Consider the following 22939-nt stretch of genomic DNA (forward strand, 5'->3'; position numbering starts at 1 on the left):
CGCCGGCTGACGCAGGGCATACTGTAGGCCGCATGAGGGACGCGGAACCGATCGTCGACACCTGCTGCGGAGCGGTCTGCGGCGTCCAACGGCCCGGTTCGGCGGCGTTCCTCGGCATTCCGTTCGCGGAACCGCCGGTCGGCTGGCTCCGGTTCGCCGTACCCGAGCCGCGCCGCCCCTGGTCGGGGGTGCGGGACGCCACCCGTCCGGGCGCCACCCCGCAACGGCGTCCGTTCGGCCCGGTGACCACCATTCCCGAACCGTCCTTTCCCGGCGACGACACGCTCAACGTCAACGTGTTCACCCCGGCACCCGGCGACCGGCAGGCGAAACTGCCGGTGCTGGTCTGGATCCACGGCGGCGGCTTCTTCGCCGGCTCGCCATCCAGCCCCTGGTACGACGGTGCCCCGTTCAACCAGGACGGCGTGGTCACCGTCAGCGTCTCGTACCGGCTCGGTTTCGACGGCTTCGGCTGGATCGACGGCGTCCCGGCCAACCGCGGCATCCTCGATCAGATCGCGGCGCTGCGCTGGGTGCGGGACAACATCGCCGCGTTCGGCGGCGACCCCGACCGGGTCACCATCGCCGGTCAGTCCGCGGGCGCGGCCAGCGTGCTCGCGCTGCTTGCCGCTCCGGCCGCCGACGGGCTGTTCCGGGGCGCCATCGCGGCGTCCCCGGTGGTCATCGACCTGCTGCCGGACCGGGCTGCCCAGGCCGCCGCACGGGTCGCCGCGAGCCTGGGACTGAGCGGCACCGCTCTGGACGACTGGCGCGGCGTCGACGAAGACCGACTGCTAGCCGCCGAACGGGAAGAGATCGGCGTCTCACTGGCCGAACCGTCGCTTCCGCTGGCCGACTATGTGCGGACGCTGGGAGCGGGCGACGCGTTGTCCGGGCTCACCCTGGCGCCCGTCGTGGACGGTGAAACCCTGTTTCCACTAGGGCAGCGACTGCGGTCAGGAGTGCACCGAGACACCCTGTTACTGATCGGTTCGGCTGCCAACGAGTTCCCCGGCGCCAACCCGGAGACCGTCGACCGCGTGGCGCTCGACGAGGCGTTCGCCGGCTTGGGGGCGTCCGGGCCGGGGACGTCACGGTTCTGGGCCGAGCTGGATCTGATCGGCGCGGACAGCGTCCGTGCCCAGCTCACCGCGCTGCGGATGTTTCGGCTGTCGGTGGCCACGGTGGCCCAGGCGCGAGCGGCCGGGAGCGCCGCGGCGAACACCTGGAGCTACGACTTTCGCTACCACGCGCCCTCGCTGAACCGGGCCGCGCACTGCTTCGACCTGCCCTACGCCTGGAACCTGGGTTCCGGAGAGGGCGTGATCGAAGCGCTCGGCGAACCGGCGGACGCCGTCCTCTCGGCGGCTGTCCACAGCGCCTGGCTGGCGGTGATCACCGGCGCCTCCCCTGAATGGCCGTCGACGGACGCCTCGCTCACCGGCGGCTGCGTGTTCGACCGCGACACGGCCTACGATCCGGACGCCTACCGGCTGGAAGCCGAGATCGCCACCGAGCTGCCCTGAACGCTGGCGGCAAGTTGGCCGCAGGCACCGTCGATCTCGCGTCCGCGGGTGTCCCGCACGGTGACCGCGACACCGCGACGTTCCAGGGCGGCGACGAAGGCGGCCTCGTCGCGGCGGCGGGACGCCGTCCACTTCGATCCCGGGGTCGGGTTGAGCGGAATCAGGTTGACGTGCACCCAGCCGTGACCGCCGTCCCGGCGCAGCACATCGGCGAGCAGTTCGGCCCTCTCGACGGAGTCGTTGACGTCCCTGATCAGGGCATATTCGATGGACACCCGGCGCTTGGTGAGCCGGAAGTAGCGGTGTGCCGCGTCCACCAGTTCGGCGACGTTCCAGCGAGTGTTGATCGGGCACAACTCGTCGCGCAGTTTGTCGTCCGGGGCGTGCAGGCTGACCGCCAGGGTGACTGGGACGCCGGCGTCCGCCAACGCGTTGATCCGCGGCACCAGACCCACCGTGGACACGGTGATGCCGCGGGCGCTGATCCCGAGCCCGTGCGGGGCCGGCGCGGTCAGGGTGCCGATGGTGGCCAGGATCGCCTTGAAGTTGGCCATCGGTTCACCCATGCCCATGAAGACGATGTTGTTGACTCGGCCGGGTCCACCCGGAATCTCGCCGTCACGCAACGCGCGGGCGCCGGCCACCACCTGGGCCAGGATCTCGGCGGCACTCAGGTTGCGTTGCAGCCCACCCTGTCCGGTGGCACAGAACGGGCAGGCCATGCCGCAGCCGGCCTGCGACGAGATGCACAAGGTGGCCCGGTTGCGTCCCGAGCCGGACGAACGGATGCCGGGGACGCCGTAGCGCATCAGCACCGACTCGATCAGCGAGCCGTCGTGCAACCGCCACAAGGTCTTCAGCGTGGTGCCGCCGTCGCAGGACAGCGGCCGCACCGAGGTCAGCAGCGACGGCAGGAACGCCTCCGCCACCCGACCCCGGACGGCGGCCGGCAGGTCGGTCCAGCCGGATGGGTCGAGGTCGAGATGCTCGAAGACGTGCCGGGAGATCTGGTCGGCGCGGAAGGTGGGCAGGCCCAGTTCGACCACGGCGTCCCGGCGCTCCTCGCGGCTCAGGTCGAGCCAGTGCCGGGGCGGCTTGCCGCGTCGCGGCGCGGCCATGGTGAGCGGCACCGTGGCTCCGGCGCGGACCCTGTCCTCCAGCGCGGAATAGGCGCTGATCTCGTCGGGACGCAGGCCGTCCACGGCCGGCATCGGTTGGTCGATCATCGAATGTTTGCCCTCGTCAGTTCGGGACCAGCAGGAACAGGATCAGCCAGGCCACCGGGGCCGCCACCAGGATGGAATCCAGCCGGTCCATCGCACCCCCGTGCCCGGGCAGGAACGACGACATGTCCTTGATGCCGACGTCGCGCTTCACCATCGACTCGATCAGGTCGCCGCAGGTGCCGGCCGCCACGATGGTCAGCGCCAGCAGCAGCCCGACCCACCAGGTCGAGCCCAGCCACCACACGGTGAGCGGAATCGACACGACGGTGGCCAGCCCGATCGAGCCGGCCATGCCCTCCCAGGTCTTCTTCGGACTGATCTGCGGCGCCATCGGGTGCCGGCCCCAGCGGGCGCCCACCGCGTAGCCACCGGTGTCGGTGCCCATCACGATCAGCAAGGTGGTCGCCATCTTCGCCCCGCCGTTATCGGCGGCCAGAATCAGCCCCGCGAACGAGCCGAGCAGCGGGATGTAGCCGATGGTGAACAGACTGGCGGCGGCGTCCTTGACGTAGCCGGCGGCGCCGCCCGGCATCCGCCAGATCAGCGCGGCCAGCGTGGTCGCGCCCAAGAAGCCGAGCAGCACCGAGTGCCACGGCAGCATTCCCGTGCCCTGCTGGGTAGCAGCCGCATACGAGCCGCAGATCACCGCCACCGTGCCGGCCATGATCGGCAGCACCGCCGAGTTCATCCCGATCCGCTTCAGCGCGTCGTGCAATTCGATGGTGCCGAGCGTGAGCATCGCGGTCACCAGCAGCACGAAGCCCCAATGCCAGTAGAGCAGAGTGACCACCACCGTGGCCGCGAGGGCCAAGCCGACCGCGATGGCCGCCGGCAGATCGCGCCCGGCGCGCGACTTCCGGACGGCCGGCTCGGCTGCTGACGCCTCCTGCTCGCCTGCCATCAGACTTCCAGCAATTCCGCTTCCTTGGCCTTCAGCAGCTCATCGATGGTGTCGACGTGCTTCTTGGTGACACCGTCGAGTTGCTTCTCGGCGCCGCGGGCATCGTCTTCGCCGATTTCCTTGTCCTTGGCGAGCTTGTGCACCGCGTCGTTGGCGTGCCGGCGGATGTTGCGCACCGCGATGCGCGCCTCTTCCGCCTTGGTGCGGGCCAGTTTGACGTAATCACGGCGGCGCTCCTCGGACAGCTGCGGCATCACCACCCGGATCACGTTGCCGTCGTTGGCCGGGTTGACGCCCAGGTCGGAGTCGCGGATCGCCTTCTCGATGCCGCCCATCGCGGCCCGGTCGAACGGGCTGATCAGGACGGTGCGCGCCTCGGGCACCTGGAAGGTGGCCAACTGCTGCAGCGGCGTCGGGGCACCGTAGTAGTCGACCATCAGCTTGTTGAACATGGCCGGATGGGCACGTCCGGTGCGGATTGCCGCGAATTCCTCGCGAGCGTGCTCGACCGCGCCTTTCATCTTCTGCTCGGTGTCTTTGATGATGTCGGGGATCATCGTGATCCTTTCGGTGGTGATGGTCTCGGCTCAGGCGTGGACAGTCGTTCCGATCTTCTCACCCTGCACCACGCGCCGGATATTGCCCTCGACACCGAGGTCGAAGAAGATCATCGGCAGGTTGTTGTCGCGAGCAAGGCTGATCGCGGTGGCGTCGGCCACTTTCAGATCGCGGGCCAGGTAGTCGTCATAGGTGAGTTCGTCGAAGCGGACGGCGTTCGGGTTCTTCTTCGGATCGGAGTCGTAGACGCCGTCGGTGCCCTGCTTGCCCATCAGCAGGACGTCGGCGCCGATCTCCAGCGCACGCTGCGCGGCGACGGTGTCGGTGGAGAAGTACGGCATGCCTGAACCGGCACCGAAGATCACCACACGGCCCTTCTCCAGGTGCCGCTCGGCGCGGCGCGGAATGTAGGGCTCGGCGACCTGGCCCATGGTGATCGCGGTCTGCACCCGGGTCTGCACCCCGGCCTTCTCGCAGAAATCTTGCAGGGCAAGGCAGTTCATCACGGTGCCGAGCATGCCCATGTAGTCGGCGCGGTCACGGTCCATGCCGTGCTCGGAGAGCTCGGCGCCCCGGAAGAAGTTGCCGCCACCGATCACCACGGCGACCTGGATGCCGGCGTCCGCCACCGCCTTGATCTGGCGAGCGAGGCTGGCCACGACCTCCGGATCGACGCCGATGCCGCGGCTGCCGCCGAACATCTCGCCGGACAGCTTGAGCATGATGCGGTGATAGGTCATGGTTCTCCTTCGCGTGGGGTTATAGCGATGTGCGCCACGAGGAAGGCTCGTGGCGCACGACACTCTAGTTTGCCGGTCGGACAGTTCTGACGGTTCAGGCGCCTGCGGCGAAGCGCACGAAACGCTTCACGGTCACGCCGTTCTCCCTGAGCAGCTGGCCGACGGTCTTCTTGTCGTCGGAGACGCTGGGCTGCTCGACCAGACAGACGTCCTTGAAGAAGCCGCCGAGACGGCCCTCCACGATCCGCGGGATGATCTTGTCGGGCTTGCCCTCTTCCTTGGCGGTCAGCTCGGCGATGTGCCGCTCGTGGTCGAGCACCTCGGCCGGAACCTCGTCGCGAGTCACGTACTGCGGCGACATGGCGGCGATCTGCATGGCGATGCCGCGGACGAAGTCGGCCTCGCCACCCTCGTGCTCGACCATCACACCGACCTGGGGCGGCAGATCGGACGAACGCTTGTGCAGGTAGATGGTGACGTCGCCGTCGTAGCTGGCCGCGTTGGCCACCTCGAGCTTCTCGCCGATCTTGGCGGCCAGTTCGGCCACCGTGTCGGCGACCGTCTTGCCGGACGCCAGCACGACCGCGTTGGCGGCGGCCACATCGGTGGCGCCGGCGGCGTCCGTGGCGGCGGCGATCTCGTCGGCCAGCGCGATGAACTCGGCGTTCTTGGCCACGAAGTCGGTCTCGGCGCCGAGCTGGATCACGCTCTTGCCGGCGGCGGCGACCAGGCCGTTCGACGCCTCACGGTCGGACCGCTTGGCCATCTTCGCCTGGCCGGTCACCCGCAGGATCTCGACGGCGGCGTCGTAGTCGCCGCCGGCCTCGGTGAGGGCCTTCTTGGCGTCCATCATCCCGGCGCCGGTGGCGTCGCGGAGCTTCTTCACTTCAGCGGCAGTGATTGCCATTGTCTGTTCTCTCGTCCTGTTCGTGCGATGGGTCAGTTGGTCTCGCTGGCGGCTTCGGCCTCGACGGTCTCGCCGGCGGCCTGGACGTCGTGCGCGGCGTCGTCCGACTGCTCGGCTTCGCCGGACTGCTCGGCCTCACCGGTCACGGCGCCCTCGACGGCCTGGGCCTCGGCGGCCGGAGCCTCGTCGGTGGCGCCCAGCAGCTCGCGCTCCCAGTCGGCCATCGGCTCGGCCTCTTCACCGGTGGCGGCAGCGCCCCGGCTACGGACCAGCAGGCCCTCGGCGACGGCGTCCGCGACCACCCGGGTCAGCAGGGCGACGGAACGGATCGCGTCGTCGTTGCCCGGAATGGCGTAGTCGACCTCGTCGGGGTCGCAGTTGGTGTCGAGGATGCCGACGATCGGGATCCGCAGCTTGCGGGCCTCGTCGATCGCCAGGTGCTCCTTCTTGGTGTCGACCACCCAGACGGCCTGCGGCAGCTTGCCCATGTCGCGGATGCCGGACAGGGTCTTGGCCAGCTTGTCCTTCTTGCGGCGCTGCTGCAGCAGCTCCTTCTTGGTCAGCCCGGACGCGGCGACGTCGTCGAAGTTGATGCCTTCGAGCTCCTTCATCTTGCCGATCCGCTTGCTGATGGTGGCGAAGTTGGTCAACATGCCGCCCAGCCAGCGCTGGTTGACATACGGCATGCCCACACGGGTGGCCTGCTCGGCGATGGCCTCCTGGGCCTGCTTCTTGGTGCCGACGAACAGGATCTGCCCGCCGCGGGCGACGGTGTCGCGGACGAAGGCGTACGCCTGGTCGATGTAGCTCAGCGACTGCTGCAGGTCGATGATGTAGATGCCGTTGCGCTCGGCGAAGATGAACTTCTTCATCTTCGGGTTCCAGCGGCGGGTCTGGTGCCCGAAGTGGACACCGCTCTCGAGCAGTTGACGCGTGGTGACGACGGCCATGGCCGTTCCTTTCTGCGCGGGTCGCGCGGCGGAGCGAGGACCCGCTATGGGTTGTCCGGACCGAAACTTTCGGCCCGCCTGATGCGACCGTTGCCGTTCCACCCCTTGCAGGGACCGCGGAGGCAACCCGTCGAGTGCGACGGTTCGAGGTGCATGCGAAGTCGACCCGGATCTGCCGAGCCGCTGCGCCGATTCTACGACGGCCCGTTGGGGTTGTCTAAATCCACGATTTTGAACACTTTCGCCCCGACCAGTCCGTAATGAGGGTGGAGGTGGTTCGCATGTCGCGCACGGTCGTCCGACTGGGGTCGGTGCTGATGGTGGCCTGGCTGCTGCTGCTCGCCGGCGCGCCCGAGAGCCGGGCGTTCGGCTCGGTGCGCCCGGTTCCCGGCCCGGTGGTGCGCGGCTACGATCCGCCGGCGAACGACTGGCTGCCCGGTCATCGGGGCGTCGACCTGGCGGCACCGGTCGGCACGGTGGTGCGGGCCGCGGCGTCCGGACGGGTCAGCGTCGCCCAGGTGATCGCCGGACGCGGGGTGGTGACGATCGTGCACGGCGAACTCCGGACCACCTACGAGCCGGTCCGGGCCAGCGTCCGGGTCGGCGATCAGGTGGCGGCCGGAGACCCCATCGGCACGGTCGAAGCCGGGCATTGCGACGGCGGCTGCCTGCACTTCGGGTTGAAGCGCGGCGACGACTATCTCGATCCGCTCGGCGCCGTCCAGGTGCGGCTGTTGCCGGCGTCCGCGGTCGCCCAGGCGCGCAAGCTCGCCGCCGAGCGGGCGGCGGCACTCGCCGCCGGAGCCGCCGAGGCATCCGGGTCGGGGGTGTTGCTGAACCCGGTCGGAGGCCGGATCAGCTCGCCGTTCGGACGCCGCTTCCACCCGATCTTCCACGAATGGCGGCTGCACGCCGGGGTCGATCTGCGGGCCTCCTGCGGCACCCCGATCCGGGCCGCGGCGGACGGCGTGGTGCAGTCGGTCTCCTACGATTCCTCCGGCGGCCACCGGCTGATCATCGCGCATGCCGGCGGCCTGACCACCCACTACCTGCATGCGCAGAAGCGCTATCGGGTGCGCAGAGGGCAGAAGGTGAAGCGCGGCCAGGTGGTGGGCTTCGTGGGCAGCACCGGCTGGTCGACCGCGTGCCATCTGCACCTGACCACCAAGCTCAACGGACGCCTCGTCGACCCGGCCCGGTATTTATGATGAGCGACCCGTCAGGCCCGCGGATGCGCCTGTGCGTAGGCGGCGCGCAGCCGTTCGGCAGTCACGTGGGTGTAGATCTGGGTGGTGGCCAGCGAGGCGTGGCCGAGCATCTCCTGCACGCTACGCAGGTCTGCGCCGCCCTCCAGCAGATGGGTGGCCATCGCGTGCCGAAGCCCATGCGGTCCGAGATCGGGGGCGTCCGGCACCCGCGCCAATGCCCGATGGACCAGTCGACGGACCACCCGCGGATCGATCCGGCCACCACGGTCGCCGACGAACAGCGCCGACCCGGCCTGCGGGCCGGCGATCAACTCGCGCACCTGCCGCCACAACACCAGGGCGCGGGCGGCCGGATCGCCGATCGGCACGGTGCGTTCCTTGTCGCCCTTGCCGCGCACCCGCAGCACCTGACGTTCGGCGTCCACCGAGGCGGCGTCCAACCCGCACAGTTCGGCCACCCGGATGCCGCTGGCGTACAGCACCTCGACCACCGCGACATCGCGCAGAGCGCGCGCCCGTGCCACCGGGTCGTCCTCGGCGCTGGCCCGGTCGGCCAGCGTTTCCAGCATCTGCCGGGCCCGACCGGCGTCCAGAGTGGGCGGCAGCCGCCGGTCGACCCGTGGCGATCGCAGCCCGGCGGCCGGGTCGGCGGGGAGGCGTCCGGTGGCATGCGCCCAGGCGAAGAAGACCCGCGCGGCCGCCGCCCGGCGTTGCATGGTGGCCCGTTCGGCGCCGACGGCATACATGCCGGCCAGCCAGCGGCGCAGGGTGCGCAGATCTGTCACGGTCAGCTCTCCCGACCCGGTGCGGTCGAGGTAGTCGACCAGATGCGCCAAATCCCCGGCGTAGGCGCGCACCGTGTGGGGCGACATATTGCGTTCGACGCGCAGGTGCCGCGTCCACTCCTCCACCAGGTCCGCGGACATGACCCGAGCCTACGACCCGCGCGTATGGAACGGCGGCCCCCTCTCCTTCTAGTACGGTGGCGGCCGAGAGAAAGGTGGCTATGGGCGACGACCTGACCACCGGCGGCAAGGTGCTGCCGATCACCCGCTGGGGCACCCCCGTGATGCACAACCAGACCCGTCCCGTGGAGAAATTCGACGACGAACTGCGCGAACTGGTCCGTGACATGTTCGCCACCATGCGCGCCGCCCAGGGCGTCGGTTTGGCCGCCACCCAGGTCGGCCTCGATCTGGCCGTGTTCGTCTTCGAATGCCCGGACGCCGACGAGACGGTCCACCGCGGAGTGGTCTGCAACCCGGTCGTCACTCTGCCCAACCGGCGCGACCGGAACCTGGATTCCACCGAGGAGGGCTGCCTGTCCTACCCCGGCAGCTACCAGATACTGGCTCGTCCCGACGTCGCGGTCTGCACCGGCCAGGACGCCGACGGCAACCCGGTCCGCGTCGAAGGCACCGGACTACTGGCCCGCTGCCTGCAGCACGAGACCGACCACCTCAACGGCATGGTGTTCGCTGACCGGCTCTCCACTCGGGCCCGTCGGCTGTTGACCAAGCAGCACACCGAACTCGCCCATCTGTACCCCGACGACTGGCCGGTGACGCCGCGCCGCAGCTCCGCGTCGGAGGACTGAGCGCAGCGCCCGTGCACCGCCTGCTCCGCCCGTTTCCATGGCGACAGCTGGGCCATCTGGCGCTGGGCATCGTGCTCGCTCCAATCCTGGTGGCGGTGCTCGCGGCGGCAGCGGCGGCCATCCCGTTCACGGTGTTCGCGGCCCCGCCGTTCCTGCTTCTGGTCCGGTTGTTCGCCGGCCTGATCGGCTTCGAGCGGGAACGTTTCGCGGTGCTGCACGACCGCGTCCCGGCCCTCACTCTGCCGCTGCCGCCGCGGAACCGGCCGGCCATCGAGCGGGCCCGTGCGGTGCTGCGCGATCCGGGCCTTCGGCGGGCATCCGGCTACGCGGTCGTCCGCCTCGCGCTGGCAGCGCTGGAACTGGTCGGGCTCGGCCTCGCAGTCGTCCTGCCGACGCTGCAACTCGTCGCGCTGCTGGCCGCGGTGACCCTGTCGTACCAGCCGATGGCGCTGCTCTACCTGAGCACGTGGTGGGCGCTGATGGCCAATCCGGTCACGATGGTGATCGTGCTCACCCTGATCGCGCCAGCGGTGATCCGCGGGCTGGCCTGGCTGGACGGCTGGGTCACCCAGGCGCTGCTGGGCAGCCCGGAGTCGGCGGCGCTGGCCCGCCGGGTGGGCGAGCTGGTCGAAGCCCGTGCGCGCACCGTCACAGCCGCGGACGCCGAACGGACCCGGCTGGAACGCGACCTGCACGACGGTGCCCAGCAGCGGCTGATCGCCCTGTCCATCCTGCTCGGCCAGGCCGAGTCCCGGCTGACCGACGATACGGACGCCGGCGCGCTGGCCCTGGTCCGCCGGGCGCGGGCGGAGACCAGCGGCACCATCGACGAACTGCGCACCCTGACCCGTGGACTGCGGCCGCCGATCCTGGAATCCCGCGGCCTGGACGCCGCCCTGTCCGCGGTCGCCGCCCGGCTGCCGATGCCGGTCACCATCGAGGCCCGGATCGACCGGCGTCCGGAGCCGGCGATCGAGGCGATGCTCTACTTCGCCGCCGCCGAACTGCTCACCAACGTCGCCAAGCATGCCGCGGGGGCGCCGGCAACCATCGAACTGGTCCGCGACAAGGCCCTGATCCGGGCGACCGTCACCGACACCGGTCCGGGTGGCGCGGACGTCGCCGGCGGCTCGGGGCTGAGCGGCATCGCCGACCGGCTCAGCGGCGTCGACGGTCGGCTGTTCCTGTCCAGTCCACCGGGCGGGCCCACCGTCGTCACCGTGGAGGTGCCATGCGGGTAGTGCTCGCGGAGGACTCCGGCCTGCTCCGGGAGGTGCTGACCGGCGCGCTCGCCGAGCGGGGCGTCGAGGTGGTCAGTGCCGTCGAGGACGCCGAACAGCTACTGCGGGCCGTCGACGCCACCGCCGGCCTGGACGCCGTCATCGTCGACGTCCGGATGCCGCCGACCTTCACCGACGAGGGCCTCCGGGCCGCCCTGCTGCTGCGCCGCCGGCGTCCGGAGTTGGGGGTGTTGATCCTCAGTCAGTACGTGGAGGAACGCTATGCCTCCGAGCTGCTCGCCGCCGGAGCCCGCGGGCTGGGCTATCTGCTGAAGGACAAGGTGGCCGACCTGGCCGAGTTCTCCGACGCCCTGGCCCGGGTGGCGTCCGGCGGCACCGCCCTCGACCCCGACGTGGTCAGCCAGCTGGTGGCGCGCAGCCGGCACGCCGGGGCGCTGTCCCGGCTCACTCCGCGGGAACGCGACGTGCTGGCCGGGATGGCCCAGGGCCGCTCGAACGCCGGCATCGCGGCCCAGCTGGTGGTCGGCGAGGGAGCCGTGGAGAAGCATGTGACAAGCATCTTCGCCAAGCTCGACCTGTCCGGCGCCGAAGGCGGGCACCGTCGGGTGCAGGCCGTGCTGGCCTATCTGAGCGGTGACCGCCGGTGAGGCGCCGAGCGGTGCAGGCGGCCGCGGTGCTGGCGACGCTCGTCGTGCTGGCGGCGGGCGCCTTCTCGTTTCCCGTGCTGTTCACCGAATACCAGGACGACAGCGCCGATTGGTCCGCGGCGGTGACCGCGATCGAGGTGGACGCCGCGGCCGGCGTCCAGGTCGGCGTCGAGCGCATCGGCGGAAAGAAGGGCGTCGCCGACGCCCGCTGGCAGACCGACTCGGTGCTGGGCCGGGCCGAGGTCACCGCCACCGAGTCGGGCCGGCTGACCGCCCGCTGCCACACCCCGACCCCACTCAGCCGATGCACGATCTGGCTGACCGTGCGCGCCCCCGCGACAACTCGGGTGGTGATCGTCCAGCGCCCCGGCGCGACGATCGCCGGAACGGATCCGCGCGTGCCGGTCGAGGTCCGCCAGGCGTCCTGACCGGGGGTTAGCCCTACCCCCCTCCGGTGGCTGCCCCCGACGCACCGGGCGTCGCGCCGACGACACGCTTCGGCCCATGTGGTCCTTGCTGCACTGTTCCCTTCCTCCCCTTCCCCGCCGGCCGCTTCCCCGCAGCGCCGTCGGCGCTCTGGTCGCCTGGTCCGCGTTCGGTGCCTGCGCCGTGGCGCTGGGTGCCGGATCGATCGATCTCGGCGTCTACCTGTGGGCGGCGTCCGAGTTGGCCGCCGGACGCGACCCGAACCTGACGCCGGCCGGCCAGCTGCCCTGGCTGTATCCGCCGTTCGCCGCCGTCGGGTACCTGCCGCTGCTCGCGGTGCCGTTCCCGGCGGCCGCGGTGATCGTCGCACTCATCTCGCTGGCTGCCCTGGTCCGCACCCTGCACCTGGTGCTCGGACGGCTGCTACCCAGGCGTCCCGATCTGACCCCGGCCTGCCTGGCGCTGGCGGTGGTCACCGAGCCGGTGGCGTCCACCCTCGGCTATGGCCAGCTCAACATCGTGCTGACCTGGCTTGTCACCGAGGGATTCCTGGGACGCCGGCGCTGGCTGATCGGGGTGGCCGCCGGGCTCAAACTGACCCCGCTGGTGTTCCTGCTGCCGCTGCTGCTGCGCCGCGACCTACGCGGCGCCGCTCAGACGCTCGGCGGATTCGCCGGCACGGTGGCCGCAGGCTGGCTGCTGGCCCCGGCCGCCTCGACCGGCTACTGGACCCACCTCGTCCTGGCCGCCCCCAGCCGGATCGGCATCGGCTACGCCACCAACCAGTCGCTGACCGGGGCGGTGGCGCGGGCGACCGCCCCGGACGGCGTCCCGGTTCTCACCGCCGCGTTGTCGATCGCCGTGCTGCTGGCGACGATCGTGGTGCTGCGCCGGACGTCCGACGACGTCCTCGCCCTCGTGGTGACCGGTCTGGCCGGCCTGCTGATCTCGCCGATCTCGTGGATCCACCACTGGATCTGGCTGTTGCCGCTGGTGCTGTGGTGTGTCGTGAACGGACTGCGCGGGCTCGGCTACGCCTGGGGCGTGCTGCTGGTCGGCCGGCTGACCTGGTGGTACCCGGCCGGCGGGACCGTCGAATACGGCCACGACCTGGTCGGCAAGCTGACCCAGGACAACTGGACGCTGCTGACGCTGGTCACCCTGGGGATGCTCGCCGCGCGTCCAGCATCGAACCGGGCGATCCGGCGGCGGGACGCTTCAGCTAGTAGCGTGGCGGGCGAACTGAAAGGATCCAGCAGATGACGATGTTCAACTGGGGCCCCACCCAGCCACCCGACCCGCCGCAGGGTCCGCAGCCGTTCAACCGGGAGCGCTGGGACGCCGTGCTGACCAGCCTGGAGATCCAGTTCGCGCTGGACGACGACGGCGACCGATACGCCGACTGGGAGGCCATGCGGCTGTGGTTCCTGGTCGAGGGCAACAACAACGACCTGATGGCGATGCGATCGATGTGGGACATCCGCCCGCCGGTCGCCGCCTACGACTTCGTCCTTGAGGCGGTCAACAGCTGGAATCGCGATCACTTCTGGCCGAAGGCCAGCGTGGTGCGCGGCGAGGACCACCTCGGCGTCTTCGGCGATCTGGTGATCGACATCGAGACCGGCGTCACCGACGACTTCCTGCGCCAGCAGGTGCGCTGCATGGTCGGCACCTCCGGCCAGCTGTACGAGTACCTGACCGAGCAGTTCCCCGAATCCAAGGAGTGGTTCAACGCCGGCGAGTGAGCGGCGTCAGATCGGGAAGGACGCCGTGGCCAACGGGTCGGGCCCGGTGAGCGGCACCAGCCGCCAGTCGAGCCGCGCCGTCCCGGCCGCCGGGTCGACGTCCACCACGATCGTGTGCGGGGTCTCGATCAGTCGTAGTTGAGCGGTGAAGACGCCGCGCCGCCAGGCGCCGCTGGCCACCACCGGCAGCTCCGGACCGGCCGGGGTCGCCCAGCGCGACTCCAGCCATTGCCCGTCGCCGACCACGGTGACGAGGTCGCCGTCCGGGTGGTCAATGGTCAGCAGGTGATGGCCGCCGGGCGTGGTGGCCAGGGTGACCGCCCGATAGCTCCTCGGCAGCTGGGACGCCTCGTGCCGCAGCACCCGAACCCGCGGCCGGCGTCCGGGCCCTGACAAGGGGCGATGCTCCAGCCTGCGGAGTCTCCGGGCAAGTTGCTGGTCGGCGGACGGGTCGGTCCGGACGTCGATCGCGGGCAGCAGATGCTGCCAGAGCCAGTCCAGGACGTCCTGCATAGTCTCGACCTCGGAGGTGATCGCGACCGCGACGTCCTGCTCGGGCAGCACGATCGCGTACTGGCCGCAGGCGCCGTCGCCGCGGTAGCCGTGCGTCGCGCCCCAGAACGAGAAGCCGTAGCCGCAGTCCCAATCGCCGGTCCCGTCGCTGGCCAGGGACGCCGGCGTCGGACGCGGCGCCGCCTCGGCATACTCGGCAGGAACCAGCCGGCTCCCCTGCCAGACACCGCCGTCCAGCCAGGTCTGGGCCAACGCCAGGATGGCCGGCGTGGTGACGTGCATGCCGCTGAACCCCAGGTCGCGTCCCTGCGGGGTGCGCTGGGCGCGACCCGGCCCGCCGCCGAACGGGTCGAGCAGCAACCGCCGGACGTGGGTCGTCACCGGCTCGCCGGTGACTGCCGCGATGGCCTGGGCGACCAGATAGGTGGCCACCTGGTTGTAGGCCCACACCTGCCCCGGTTCGCCGTCCGGCTCGCGGGCGAGGATGGACGCCAGCTCCGGCTCGGCGCCCCGCCATTCCCAGGCGTCCTGGGTGTGCCCGACCGTCATCGTGATGCAATGCCGCACGGTGACCCGCCGCCACTTCGGCGACACGGACGCCAGGTCGGTGAGGTAGGACAGCACCGGGGCGTCCAGGTCGATCAGGCCGCGGCCGACCAGATTGCCCAGCACGGTCGCGGTGAAGCTCTTGCTCAGCGAATACCCCAGGTGGACGCGGTCGCGCGCGTACGGCGCCCACCAGCCCTCGGCGATCACCTGCCCATGCCGAGCCACCATCAACGAATGAAGCCCGTGATCAGGGGTCTCGAAGGCGTCCAGCAAGGCGAGCAGCCCGCCCGCGTCCACCCCCTCCGCCGCGGGTGTGCTGCGTGGCATCGTCATGGGGTCAACCTAGCGGTCGCCACGTTCGTCTCTGACCGGCGAAGGAGCGATGTATTCGTGCCGCAGATCCGTGACCCTCGCGATGTGGTCGAAGTCACGATCGGCCGCCAGGACCGTCGCATCGTTCACGATGGCGTAGCCGGCGATAAGGATGTCGAGCGACCCCGCCGCGCGGACGAGTCCCGCGTTCCACAGCGCGCTCTGAATATCGAGTACCAGCGACTCGTCCGGGGCACGCTCCAACGGGAACCCGAGAGAGATCTGCTCTCGATAACGAGCATGCTCAGCGGGAGTCCGGGCGCTGTGACAGAACTCCAGGACCTGCGGCGGGCACGTCACGAAAAGATCCGCCGGCGCACGCTCAATCTGCCGCAGCCGCGCGGTGATCCCAGAATCGCCCGAAGCCAACCTGGCCCAGACCGCGTTGTCGACCAGATAGTCGGTCATCGAACTGGAGCGCCGAGTTCAGCTTCCAGATCGGCCAGCGCAGCGATGCCGTCGATCATCGCCCCTTTCTGCTTCGACGCGATCAGGCGACGCAATGCCAGATCGAGGACGGCGCGGTTCGACTTCTCACCAGTCAGGACCCTGGCGCGCTCGATCAGCTGCGGATCCAGGTCAACGCTCGTCATTGCCACGATGCACCCCTATCTATATGAAGAACCATATACCGATGCCGTCGGCCCCGGTGCCGACCGGGGCGTCCCGGTCAACGCAGCACATAGCCGGCGATGGCGCTGGCCGCCGCCACGTTGAGCGAGTCGACGCCCGCGCGCATCGGGATCGTCACCACCACGTCCGCCTGCTCGATCCAGCGATCCGACAGCCCGGCGCCCTCGGTGCCGAGCAGCACGGCGACCCGGTCGTCCGAGCCGAGAGCGGACGCCGCGGCGTCCAGTTCGACCGCACCGTCGGTCAGGGCCAGCGCGATCACCGTGAACCCGGACGCCTGCAGCGTCGGCACCGCGCTGCCCCAGTCGTCCACCCGCGCCCAGGGCAGCGAGAAGACCGCACCCATCGAGGTCTTGATCGAACGCCGGTAGAGCGGGTCGGCGCAGCGCGGCGCGAGCAGCACGCCGTCCCAGCCCAGGCCGGCGGCGTTGCGCAGGATGGCACCCATGTTGGTGTGGTCGACGATGTCCTCGCAGACCATCAGCCGGCGGAGCCCGAGCAGACCGGCCATGGTGTGCCGGGTCTCTCGGTGCAGGGACGCCAGCGCGCCGCGGTGGACGTGGAATCCGCTCACCCGCTCCGCGGTCTGCTCGCTGACCCGGTACACCGGGGCGTCGCGCACCACGTCCTGCAACGACGCCAGCCAGCGCGGCGCCAGCATGAACGACCGCGGCCGGTATCCGGCCTCGATCGCCCGCCGGATCACCTTCTCGCCCTCGGCGATGAACAGGCCCTGCTCGCTTTCCAGATGCCGGCGCAGGGACGCGTCCCGCAGCGCCACATAGTCGGCCAGCCGCGGATCGGTCGGGTCGTCGATGTCGATCGGATCGGGCACCGTCCCAGTCTCGCGCATCGCGTCGCGGGCCGCCTCGGCACCACTAGGGTTTCGGCATGGGCTGGCTGAAGCGAATCGACCGGTTTCTGCTGGCCATCGTCGGCGCCGCGCTGGTGGCCAGCGTGCTGCCCGCCCAGGGTGCCGCCATTGAGGTCGTCGACTGGCTGACCACGATCGCCGTCGCCGTGCTGTTCTTCGTCTACGGCGTCCGGCTCAAGCCCGAGCAGGCGCTCGCCGGCCTGAAGCACTGGCGGCTGCACCTGACCATTCTGTCGCTCACATACCTGGCGTTTCCGCTGGTCGGCTGGTCATTGCAGGTGCTGTCGCCGTGGCTGCTCAGCCCCGCGCTGTACGCCGGCGTGCTGTACCTGACGCTGGTGCCGTCCACCGTGCAGAGCTCGATCAACTTCACCTCGGTGGCCAAGGGCAACGTGGCCGGCGCGATCGTCAGCGCCTCGGCATCCAATCTGCTGGGCGTGTTCCTCACCCCGTTGCTGTGCTGGGGGCTGATGAGCATCTCGGGCACGGTCAGCTTCGATCCGTCCGCCATCCTCGACATCGTGCTCCAGCTGCTGCTGCCGTTCCTGCTCGGGCAGCTCTCCCGACGCTGGACGGCCGACTGGGTCGCCGCGCACCCCCGACTCAAGCTGTTCGACAACGGTGTGATCGTGCTGGTGGTGTATTCGGCGTTCTCCGCCGGCATGCGCGAGCACATGTGGCAGCAGGTCGAGCCGATCGCGCTGCTCGCCCTGCTCGGCGTCTGCCTGGTGATTCTCGCGGTGATGCTGGGCTTCAGCTATTGGCTGGCGCGCCGGCTCGGCTTCAACCGCTCCGACGCCATCGCGATCCAGTTCTGCGGCACCAAGAAGTCGCTGGCCACCGGCCTGCCGATGGCGAACGTGCTGTTCGCGGGTTCGCCGATCGGCCTGCTGGTGTTGCCGCTGATGCTGTTCCATCAGGCCCAGCTGATGGCCTGCGGGTCGCTGGCCGCTCGGTACGCCAAACAGCTGGACTGACTACGGCCTACTGCTCCGGTTCCGCCTGCGGCTCAGGCTGCGGGGCGGCGTCCTCGGCCGCTGTCACACCGGCGCCCAACTCGGCCTGGGGCGTGTTGATGCTGGCCCGCCGAGCGGCCCGGCTGTTCTCCATCTGCTGCGCCTCGGCGATCGCCTGCTCGACAGCGCGTCCGGCCTCGCCCTCGGCCTCGATCTTCTGCTGGGCGATCTCGGCGAACACGTCGATCTTCTCCGGCGCCTCGAACTCGCCGCCGTCGGCCTCGCCATAGTCGCCGGACAACAGATTGCCGGCGGCCCGGCCCAGGCCCTTCAGCGCGTCGTTGAGCTCGGACGGCACCACCCACACCTTGTTGGCGTCGCCCTTGGCCAGGTTCGGCAGCATCTGCAGGTACTGGTAGGCCAGCAGCGACTGGTCGGGCTTGCCGGCATGGATCGCACCGAACACTGTGGTGATGGCCTGCGCCTCGCCCTCGGCCCGCAGCATCTGCGCCTGCCGGTCGGCCTGCGCGCGCAGCACCGCCGACTCACGCTCGCCCTGCGCCCGCAGGATGGACGCCTCGCGGTCACCGGACGCCGACAGGATCTGCGACTGCCGCTGGCCCTCGGCCAGCAGGATCGCAGCCCGCTTGTCGCGCTCGGCCCGGGCGCCCTTCTCCATGGCGTCCCGGATGGTGGCCGGCGGCTCGATCGAGCGCAACTCGACCCGGTTGACCTTGATGCCCCACTTGCCGGTGGCCTCGTCGAGGACGGCCCGCAGCTTGGCGTTGATCTCTTCGCGCGAGGTCAGGGTCTGCTCCAGGTCGAGCCCGCCGATGATGTTACGCAACGTGGTCATTGTCAACTGCTCGATGGCCTGAATGTAGTTCTGCGCCTCGTACGCGGCCCGGACCGGGTCGACCACCTGGAAGTAGATCACCGAGTCGATGCTGACCATCAGGTTGTCCTCGGTGATCACGCCCTGGGGCGGGAACGGGACGACCGCCTCGCGCATGTCCATCGTGTAGCGGACGTTGTCGATCAGCGGCACCAGCAGATGCGGACCGGGGTCGAGGGTGCGGCGGAATTTGCCCAGCCGCTCGACGATCCCCACCTGTTGCTGACGGACCACTTTCAATGCCTGGGTCAGCAGCGCCACCGCCAGCACGGCGATGACGATCGGGAGTATCCATTCCATGGTCAGGACTCCTTGGGATAGACAACGACGGTGATCCCGTCGACCTCGAAGACCTCGATCGAGGCGCCCGCATCGATCTCGACGTCCCCAAAACTGCGGGCCCGCCATACCTCGCCGTTCACCTTGACCTCGCCGGAGCTGCCGGTGATCGCGGTCATCGCCTGTCCGGTGCTACCGACCATGCGCTGCAACGACGAGCGGTAGCCCGGCGCGGTGCGCACTTTCTCGAGCAACGTCGGCCGCAGCAGAAAGAGCAGCGCGAACGCCACCAGGACCGCGACGATCACCTGAACCAGCAGCATCCCCGGAAAGAACAACGCGACACACGCGCCGGCCAGAGCGCCGGCAGCCAGCATCAGCAGGGTGAAATCGAGCGTAAGCGATTCGGTCAACGCCAGGACAGTAGCGGCGATCAACCACACCGCCCACCAGTTGGCGCTCAACCACTCCCACATGCGTCTATCATGCCCGCGCGCGGGCGCTCCATCGTCCGTTCGTGTGGGTGACTTCGAGGGCGAAGTCGAAGGTCTCGCTGAGCCGGTCGGCGGTCAACACCTCAGCGATCGGCCCGGCGGCCAGCACCGTGCCCTTCTTCAACAGCAGCGCGTGGGTGATTCCGGTGGGGATCTCCTCTACGTGATGGGTGACCAGCACGGTGGCCGGGGCGAAAGCGTCGCCGCACAGTTCGCTGAGCGTGCCGACCAGGCTTTCCCGACCGGCCAGGTCGAGACCGGCGGCCGGCTCGTCGAGCAGCAGCAGTTCGGGGTCGGTCATCAGGGCGCGGGCGATCTGCACCCGCTTGCGCTCCCCCTCGCTCAGCGTGCCGAAGGTGCGGTAGGCAAGGTGCCCGACCTTGAGCTGCGCCATCAACTCGACGGCCCGCTCGAAGTCGGCCTGCTCGTAGTTCTCCCGCCAGCGTCCCATCACCGCATAGGCGGCCGACACCACGACGTCCGCGACCCGCTCGCTGCGCGGGATCCGGTCGGCCAGCGCGGCGGAGGCGACCCCGATGCGGGGCCGCAGTTCGAAGACGTCCACCCGGCCGAGAGTCTCGCCGAGGATCTCGGCGGTCCCGGACGACGGGTGCAGTTGCGCGGCCAGAATCTGCAGAATGGTGGTCTTGCCGGCACCGTTGGGGCCGATGATCACCCAGCGGTCACTCTCGTCCACTCGCCAGTCGACCTTGTCCAGCAGCGTGGCCTCGCCACGCACGATGGACACGCCCGTCAGTTCCGCAACAGCCGCCATGCGAGCCAACCTACCGGCTGGACGCCGGGAGTCGAACCGGGACGCGCGGGCCGGCGTCCGGGCGAGGTCAGGCTCCGGTGGAGTGCAGCCCGCCGTCCACGTGCACCATCTCGCCGGTGGTGGCCGGGAACCAGTCCGAGAGCAGCGCGACCACGGCGCGGGCGGTCGGGTCGAGGTTCTTCGGGTCCCAGCCGAGCGGGGCGCGCTGCGCCCAGATGTCGTCGAAGGTCTCGGCGCCCGGAATGGCGTTCTTGGCGATCGTCGACAGCGGCCCGGCGGCGACCACGTTGCAGCGGATGCCCTCGGGGCCCAGGTAGCGGGCCAGGTAGCGCGAGGTGCTCTCCAGCGCCGACTTGGCCACGCCCATCCAGTCATAGGTCGGCCAGGACTGCCGGGCGTCGAAGGTCAGCCCGACCACGGACGCGCCGCTGCCCATCAGCGGCTTGCAGGCCATCGTCAGGCTGGCAAGGGAGTACGCCGAGACGTGCATCGCGGTCTTCACGTCCTCGGCCGGCGTGGTGAGGAATTTGCCGCCCAGCGCGGTCGCCGGGTTGGCGAAGGCGATGGAGTGGACGAGGCCGTCGAGGTGGTCGACATGCTCACGGATGTTGTCGGCCAGGCCGGCCAGGTGCTCGTCGTCGGTGACGTCCAGTTCGAGCAGCACCGGCTCGGGATCGAGCCGCTTGATGATTCGCCGGGTCAGGCTGAGCGCCCGGCCGAAGTTCGACACCAGCACGGTGGCGCCCTCGCGCTGCGCGATCTCGGCCACCCGGTAGCCGATCGACGTGTTCATGGTCACGCCCGCGACCAGGATGTTCTTGCCCTCCAGGATTCCCACTCCGCTCCCTTTCCCTAAATGCCCGAATGCTCAGTGCCCCATGCCGAGGCCGCCGTCGACCGGAATGACCGCGCCGGAGATGTAGCCGGCGCCCTCGCTGGCCAGGAACGCCACGGTGGCGGCCACCTCGCGGGTGGCGCCGAGCCGTCCAGCCGGGATGGACGCCTGGTAGCCGGCCACCACATCGTCGGGCAGCGTGGCGGTCATGTCGGTCTCGATGAAGCCGGGCGCGACCACGTTGGCGGTGATGCCGCGAGCGCCGATCTCGCGGGTCAGCGAACGGGCCATGCCGACCAAGGCGGCCTTGGACGCCGAATAGTTCACCTGGCCGGGCGAACCGTACAGGCCGACCACAGAGCCGGTGAAGATGATCCGTCCCCAGCGCCGGCGCAGCATCGAGCGGCTGGCCCGCTTGGCGCACCGGAACGCGCCCTTGAGGTTGGTCTCCAACACCAGGTCGAAATCGGCCTCGCTCATCCGCAGCACCAGGGTGTCCTTGGTCACGCCGGAGTTGGCGACCAGGATCTCGGTCGGTCCGTGCGCCTCTTCGGCCTGCTTGAACGCGGCGTCCACCTGTGCGGTGTCCGTCACGTCGCAGGCGATGCCCAACGCGCCCTCGGGGGCGTCCCCGCCTCGCGAAAAGCTGGCCACCCGATGTCCCTGTTCCAGCAGCGCCGCGACGATGGCCGCGCCGATGCCCTTGTTCCCACCGGTGACGACGGCGCTCCGGCCGCCCACACCTTCCGTATCCGTCACGGTGGACAACCTAGTGCAGGCGTCCGTACGGCGCCGCTCCGACCCGCTGTCGCCCACCGGCTGTGCCGCTCGTGCACCTCAGGTTGCAACGGAACCGGCTGCGGACATCGTAAGTATATACAAATCTTGCAGAGGGTTCTCCCATGCTCCCCGACAAGCCCGCCGCCGCGATGTCCGCCACCGAGCTCGCGGCCTACATCGACCACTCCGTACTGAAGCCCGAGTTCAGCGCCGAGGAGATCGCCCGCGAGGTTGCCAATGGTGTGCGGTACGGCTGCCGAACCGTCTGCGTCAACCCGGCTGCGATCGAGATCGCCGCACCTCTGTGCAAGGGAACCGACACCGGACTCTGCGTGGTGGTCGCCTTTCCCTTCGGCCTGTCGATGACGGCTTCGCGGATCGGCCAGGCCAGGAACGTGCTCGCCGCCGGCGTCGAGGCGGCGGTCGCCGCGGACGCCGACTTCGTGAAGACGTCTACCGGCTTCTACACCGGCACGACCCAGCACGAGCAGACCGGGGCATCTGATGGGATCGTCCGGGTGATGATGGACGCCGCCGCCGGCCGATGCCAGGTCAAGGGCTCCGGAGGCATTCGCGACCGGGCGCACTTCCTGCGATTGATCGACGCCGGCATCGACCGGGTGGGCATCGGCTACCGCGCGACACCGGTCGTCCTCGGCCTCGGCGAAGGCCCGGCGACGGTCGCCACCACTGGCTATTAGGCCGATTCTGTTGCGTAGAGGCAGCGAGCCAGCTCGTCGATGTTGTTCTCCACGGCGCGTCGGATCTCGACGGTCACCGGAGCGAACACGTAGGTGTCGGGCTGGTCGGCGAGGACCTGCTTGACCGCTTCGAGCGCGGCCTTGTCGGCGTAGGTGTAGTAGTTGATCTTCCGGACGCCGCGGTTGATGCACTCGCGGTATTCGGCCGAGCTCAATCCCAAGCCACCGTGCATCACGATCGGGACGCCGGCACGTCCGCGAAGGGTCGAGATCAGCTCGTAGTTGAGCTTCGGCTCAGCCTTGGACAACCCATGCACGGTGCCGAATGAACAGGTCAGCGCCGTCACGCCGGTGGCGGCCACGAACTCGGCGGCCTGGTCGGGGTCGGTGTACAGCGAGGTGGCACCCACGCCCTCGGAGCTGTCCACGCCGTCCTCGCGACCCGGCATGACGCGCAGTTCGGCCTCAACGCCGTGACCGTACCCGTTGGCTCGCCTGCCGGTGCCGGACGCCGACCCGCGAGCGTTGCGGACCGTCCGGCAACTTCGTATATACATATCATGCCGTCTAGCTACCGACAAGGATGTGGACAGGCGTCCCTGAGCTATACA

At 69.8% G+C, this 22939-nt stretch carries 27 protein-coding genes; 10 read left to right on the forward strand and 17 right to left on the reverse strand.

The genetic code is table 11. The features are described from left to right. Positions 1-32: 32 nt before the first annotated feature. Positions 33-1526 (forward strand): carboxylesterase family protein, encoded by a 1494-nt coding sequence (locus tag QM619_RS14835; RefSeq protein ID WP_415110334.1) that lies wholly within the window; start codon positions 33-35, stop codon positions 1524-1526. Here the strand turns inward: QM619_RS14835 and rlmN are convergent. The 6 genes from rlmN to rpsB form a co-directional block, all read right to left on the reverse strand. Further along, positions 1487-2644 carry a 23S rRNA (adenine(2503)-C(2))-methyltransferase RlmN gene (gene rlmN / locus QM619_RS14840; RefSeq protein WP_415110812.1) on the reverse strand — a complete coding sequence of 386 codons (1158 nt, stop codon included), beginning with the start codon at positions 2642-2644 and terminating at the stop codon, positions 1487-1489. The two genes, QM619_RS14835 and rlmN, sit on opposite strands and share 40 nt — an antisense overlap. 124 nt (positions 2645-2768) lie before the next feature. Continuing rightward, positions 2769-3653, reverse strand: a complete 885-nt coding sequence (locus tag QM619_RS14845) for a phosphatidate cytidylyltransferase (RefSeq protein ID WP_415110337.1) — start codon at positions 3651-3653, stop codon at positions 2769-2771. Next, complete coding sequence (gene frr / locus QM619_RS14850; protein WP_415110815.1) at positions 3653-4207, reverse strand: ribosome recycling factor; 555 nt, start codon at positions 4205-4207, stop codon at positions 3653-3655. The genes QM619_RS14845 and frr overlap by 1 nt, the downstream gene beginning before the upstream one ends. 33 nt (positions 4208-4240) lie before the next feature. Next, a complete protein-coding gene (pyrH, locus tag QM619_RS14855) occupies positions 4241-4951 on the reverse strand; it encodes a UMP kinase (RefSeq protein WP_415110340.1) in 711 nt (236 codons plus the stop codon). A 94-nt stretch (positions 4952-5045) separates the two neighbouring features. Next, complete coding sequence (tsf, locus tag QM619_RS14860; protein WP_415110343.1) at positions 5046-5858, reverse strand: translation elongation factor Ts; 813 nt, start codon at positions 5856-5858, stop codon at positions 5046-5048. A gap of 32 nt (positions 5859-5890) precedes the next feature. After that, the gene (gene rpsB / locus QM619_RS14865; protein WP_415110345.1) at positions 5891-6808 is read right to left on the reverse strand and encodes a 30S ribosomal protein S2; all 918 of its coding nucleotides are present in this window, start codon (positions 6806-6808) and stop codon (positions 5891-5893) included. 281 nt (positions 6809-7089) lie between these two features. Here rpsB and QM619_RS14870 point away from each other — a divergent pair, with 281 nt between their 5' ends. Beyond that, positions 7090-8016, forward strand: a complete 927-nt coding sequence (locus QM619_RS14870) for a peptidoglycan DD-metalloendopeptidase family protein (protein WP_415110348.1) — start codon at positions 7090-7092, stop codon at positions 8014-8016. 11 nt (positions 8017-8027) lie between these two features. Here the strand turns inward: QM619_RS14870 and QM619_RS14875 are convergent, their stop codons facing one another. Next, entirely contained in the window at positions 8028-8942 is a 915-nt protein-coding gene (locus QM619_RS14875) for a tyrosine recombinase XerC (RefSeq protein ID WP_415110351.1), read from the reverse strand. A gap of 80 nt (positions 8943-9022) precedes the next feature. Between QM619_RS14875 and def the strand changes: the two genes are divergently transcribed. The 6 genes from def (at position 9023) to QM619_RS14905 (ending at position 13672) form a co-directional block, all read left to right on the forward strand. Further along, positions 9023-9613, forward strand: coding sequence for a peptide deformylase (gene def / locus QM619_RS14880; protein ID WP_415110354.1), 591 nt, complete (start codon positions 9023-9025; stop codon positions 9611-9613). A gap of 11 nt (positions 9614-9624) precedes the next feature. Continuing rightward, positions 9625-10854, forward strand: a complete 1230-nt coding sequence (locus tag QM619_RS14885; RefSeq protein WP_415110357.1) for a histidine kinase — start codon at positions 9625-9627, stop codon at positions 10852-10854. Next, on the forward strand, positions 10845-11501 hold the full coding sequence (locus tag QM619_RS14890; RefSeq protein WP_415110360.1) for a response regulator: 657 nt from the start codon (positions 10845-10847) through the stop codon (positions 11499-11501). Before QM619_RS14885 ends, QM619_RS14890 begins: the two co-directional genes overlap by 10 nt. Beyond that, complete coding sequence (locus QM619_RS14895; protein ID WP_415110363.1) at positions 11498-11929, forward strand: hypothetical protein; 432 nt, start codon at positions 11498-11500, stop codon at positions 11927-11929. Before QM619_RS14890 ends, QM619_RS14895 begins: the two co-directional genes overlap by 4 nt. A 76-nt stretch (positions 11930-12005) precedes the next feature. After that, on the forward strand, positions 12006-13190 hold the full coding sequence (locus QM619_RS14900) for a glycosyltransferase 87 family protein (RefSeq protein ID WP_415110366.1): 1185 nt from the start codon (positions 12006-12008) through the stop codon (positions 13188-13190). Then, positions 13187-13672, forward strand: coding sequence for a YbjN domain-containing protein (locus QM619_RS14905; protein WP_415110369.1), 486 nt, complete (start codon positions 13187-13189; stop codon positions 13670-13672). The genes QM619_RS14900 and QM619_RS14905 overlap by 4 nt, the downstream gene beginning before the upstream one ends. Before the next feature lie 6 nt (positions 13673-13678). Here the strand turns inward: QM619_RS14905 and QM619_RS14910 are convergent, their stop codons facing one another. The 4 genes from QM619_RS14910 to QM619_RS14925 form a co-directional block, all read right to left on the reverse strand. After that, positions 13679-15067 carry a serine hydrolase domain-containing protein gene (locus tag QM619_RS14910; protein ID WP_415110372.1) on the reverse strand — a complete coding sequence of 463 codons (1389 nt, stop codon included), beginning with the start codon at positions 15065-15067 and terminating at the stop codon, positions 13679-13681. Positions 15068-15076: 9 nt separating this feature from the next. Beyond that, positions 15077-15514 (reverse strand): PIN domain-containing protein, encoded by a 438-nt coding sequence (locus QM619_RS14915; protein ID WP_415110375.1) that lies wholly within the window; start codon positions 15512-15514, stop codon positions 15077-15079. Then, entirely contained in the window at positions 15511-15699 is a 189-nt protein-coding gene (locus QM619_RS14920; RefSeq protein ID WP_415110818.1) for a type II toxin-antitoxin system VapB family antitoxin, read from the reverse strand. Before QM619_RS14920 ends, QM619_RS14915 begins: the two co-directional genes overlap by 4 nt. A 77-nt stretch (positions 15700-15776) precedes the next feature. Beyond that, the gene (locus tag QM619_RS14925) at positions 15777-16574 is read right to left on the reverse strand and encodes a TrmH family RNA methyltransferase (protein WP_415110377.1); all 798 of its coding nucleotides are present in this window, start codon (positions 16572-16574) and stop codon (positions 15777-15779) included. A 56-nt stretch (positions 16575-16630) separates the two neighbouring features. Here QM619_RS14925 and QM619_RS14930 point away from each other — a divergent pair, with 56 nt between their 5' ends. Further along, a complete protein-coding gene (locus tag QM619_RS14930) occupies positions 16631-17590 on the forward strand; it encodes a bile acid:sodium symporter family protein (RefSeq protein ID WP_415110380.1) in 960 nt (319 codons plus the stop codon). A 7-nt stretch (positions 17591-17597) separates the two neighbouring features. Here QM619_RS14930 and QM619_RS14935 read toward each other — a convergent pair whose 3' ends face one another. The 5 genes from QM619_RS14935 to fabG all read right to left on the reverse strand — a co-directional run bounded on the left by QM619_RS14935 (position 17598) and on the right by fabG (position 21606). Beyond that, positions 17598-18764 (reverse strand): SPFH domain-containing protein, encoded by a 1167-nt coding sequence (locus QM619_RS14935; protein ID WP_415110383.1) that lies wholly within the window; start codon positions 18762-18764, stop codon positions 17598-17600. A gap of 2 nt (positions 18765-18766) precedes the next feature. Further along, positions 18767-19219, reverse strand: a complete 453-nt coding sequence (locus QM619_RS14940) for an NfeD family protein (RefSeq protein ID WP_415110386.1) — start codon at positions 19217-19219, stop codon at positions 18767-18769. Between the two features lie 7 nt (positions 19220-19226). Next, a complete protein-coding gene (locus QM619_RS14945; RefSeq protein WP_415110389.1) occupies positions 19227-20012 on the reverse strand; it encodes an ABC transporter ATP-binding protein in 786 nt (261 codons plus the stop codon). A gap of 67 nt (positions 20013-20079) precedes the next feature. Beyond that, positions 20080-20850 (reverse strand): enoyl-ACP reductase FabI, encoded by a 771-nt coding sequence (fabI, locus tag QM619_RS14950; RefSeq protein WP_415110392.1) that lies wholly within the window; start codon positions 20848-20850, stop codon positions 20080-20082. Positions 20851-20880: 30 nt separating this feature from the next. Next, positions 20881-21606 carry a 3-oxoacyl-ACP reductase FabG gene (gene fabG, locus QM619_RS14955; protein ID WP_415110395.1) on the reverse strand — a complete coding sequence of 242 codons (726 nt, stop codon included), beginning with the start codon at positions 21604-21606 and terminating at the stop codon, positions 20881-20883. Between the two features lie 143 nt (positions 21607-21749). Between fabG and QM619_RS14960 the strand changes: the two genes are divergently transcribed. After that, positions 21750-22328, forward strand: coding sequence for a deoxyribose-phosphate aldolase (locus QM619_RS14960; RefSeq protein ID WP_415110398.1), 579 nt, complete (start codon positions 21750-21752; stop codon positions 22326-22328). On the opposite strand, the gene QM619_RS14965 is transcribed toward QM619_RS14960, so the two are convergent. After that, positions 22325-22885 (reverse strand): class II fructose-bisphosphate aldolase, encoded by a 561-nt coding sequence (locus QM619_RS14965; RefSeq protein ID WP_415110401.1) that lies wholly within the window; start codon positions 22883-22885, stop codon positions 22325-22327. The two genes, QM619_RS14960 and QM619_RS14965, sit on opposite strands and share 4 nt — an antisense overlap. Between the last annotated feature and the right edge of the window lie 54 nt (positions 22886-22939).

It is taken from the genome of Micropruina sp., from assembly GCF_047606665.1.
Classification (GTDB): Bacteria; Actinomycetota; Actinomycetes; order Propionibacteriales; family Propionibacteriaceae; genus Micropruina.

Coding starts and splice junctions, on each gene's coding strand:
- pyrH (WP_415110340.1), bottom strand. CDS start 4,951: ATGACCTATCACCGCATCATGCTCAAGCTGTCCGGCGAGATGTTCGGC.
- QM619_RS14940 (WP_415110386.1), bottom strand. CDS start 19,219: ATGTGGGAGTGGTTGAGCGCCAACTGGTGGGCGGTGTGGTTGATCGCC.
- QM619_RS14890 (WP_415110360.1), top strand. CDS start 10,845: ATGCGGGTAGTGCTCGCGGAGGACTCCGGCCTGCTCCGGGAGGTGCTG.
- QM619_RS14910 (WP_415110372.1), bottom strand. CDS start 15,067: ATGACGATGCCACGCAGCACACCCGCGGCGGAGGGGGTGGACGCGGGC.
- QM619_RS14935 (WP_415110383.1), bottom strand. CDS start 18,764: ATGGAATGGATACTCCCGATCGTCATCGCCGTGCTGGCGGTGGCGCTG.
- QM619_RS14960 (WP_415110398.1), top strand. CDS start 21,750: ATGCTCCCCGACAAGCCCGCCGCCGCGATGTCCGCCACCGAGCTCGCG.
- rpsB (WP_415110345.1), bottom strand. CDS start 6,808: ATGGCCGTCGTCACCACGCGTCAACTGCTCGAGAGCGGTGTCCACTTC.
- QM619_RS14835 (WP_415110334.1), top strand. CDS start 33: ATGAGGGACGCGGAACCGATCGTCGACACCTGCTGCGGAGCGGTCTGC.
- QM619_RS14945 (WP_415110389.1), bottom strand. CDS start 20,012: ATGGCGGCTGTTGCGGAACTGACGGGCGTGTCCATCGTGCGTGGCGAG.
- QM619_RS14915 (WP_415110375.1), bottom strand. CDS start 15,514: ATGACCGACTATCTGGTCGACAACGCGGTCTGGGCCAGGTTGGCTTCG.
- QM619_RS14900 (WP_415110366.1), top strand. CDS start 12,006: ATGTGGTCCTTGCTGCACTGTTCCCTTCCTCCCCTTCCCCGCCGGCCG.
- rlmN (WP_415110812.1), bottom strand. CDS start 2,644: ATGGCCGCGCCGCGACGCGGCAAGCCGCCCCGGCACTGGCTCGACCTG.
- QM619_RS14905 (WP_415110369.1), top strand. CDS start 13,187: ATGACGATGTTCAACTGGGGCCCCACCCAGCCACCCGACCCGCCGCAG.
- QM619_RS14920 (WP_415110818.1), bottom strand. CDS start 15,699: ATGACGAGCGTTGACCTGGATCCGCAGCTGATCGAGCGCGCCAGGGTC.
- QM619_RS14875 (WP_415110351.1), bottom strand. CDS start 8,942: ATGTCCGCGGACCTGGTGGAGGAGTGGACGCGGCACCTGCGCGTCGAA.
- QM619_RS14845 (WP_415110337.1), bottom strand. CDS start 3,653: ATGGCAGGCGAGCAGGAGGCGTCAGCAGCCGAGCCGGCCGTCCGGAAG.
- tsf (WP_415110343.1), bottom strand. CDS start 5,858: ATGGCAATCACTGCCGCTGAAGTGAAGAAGCTCCGCGACGCCACCGGC.
- QM619_RS14870 (WP_415110348.1), top strand. CDS start 7,090: ATGTCGCGCACGGTCGTCCGACTGGGGTCGGTGCTGATGGTGGCCTGG.
- QM619_RS14930 (WP_415110380.1), top strand. CDS start 16,631: ATGGGCTGGCTGAAGCGAATCGACCGGTTTCTGCTGGCCATCGTCGGC.
- def (WP_415110354.1), top strand. CDS start 9,023: ATGGGCGACGACCTGACCACCGGCGGCAAGGTGCTGCCGATCACCCGC.
- QM619_RS14965 (WP_415110401.1), bottom strand. CDS start 22,885: ATGTATATACGAAGTTGCCGGACGGTCCGCAACGCTCGCGGGTCGGCG.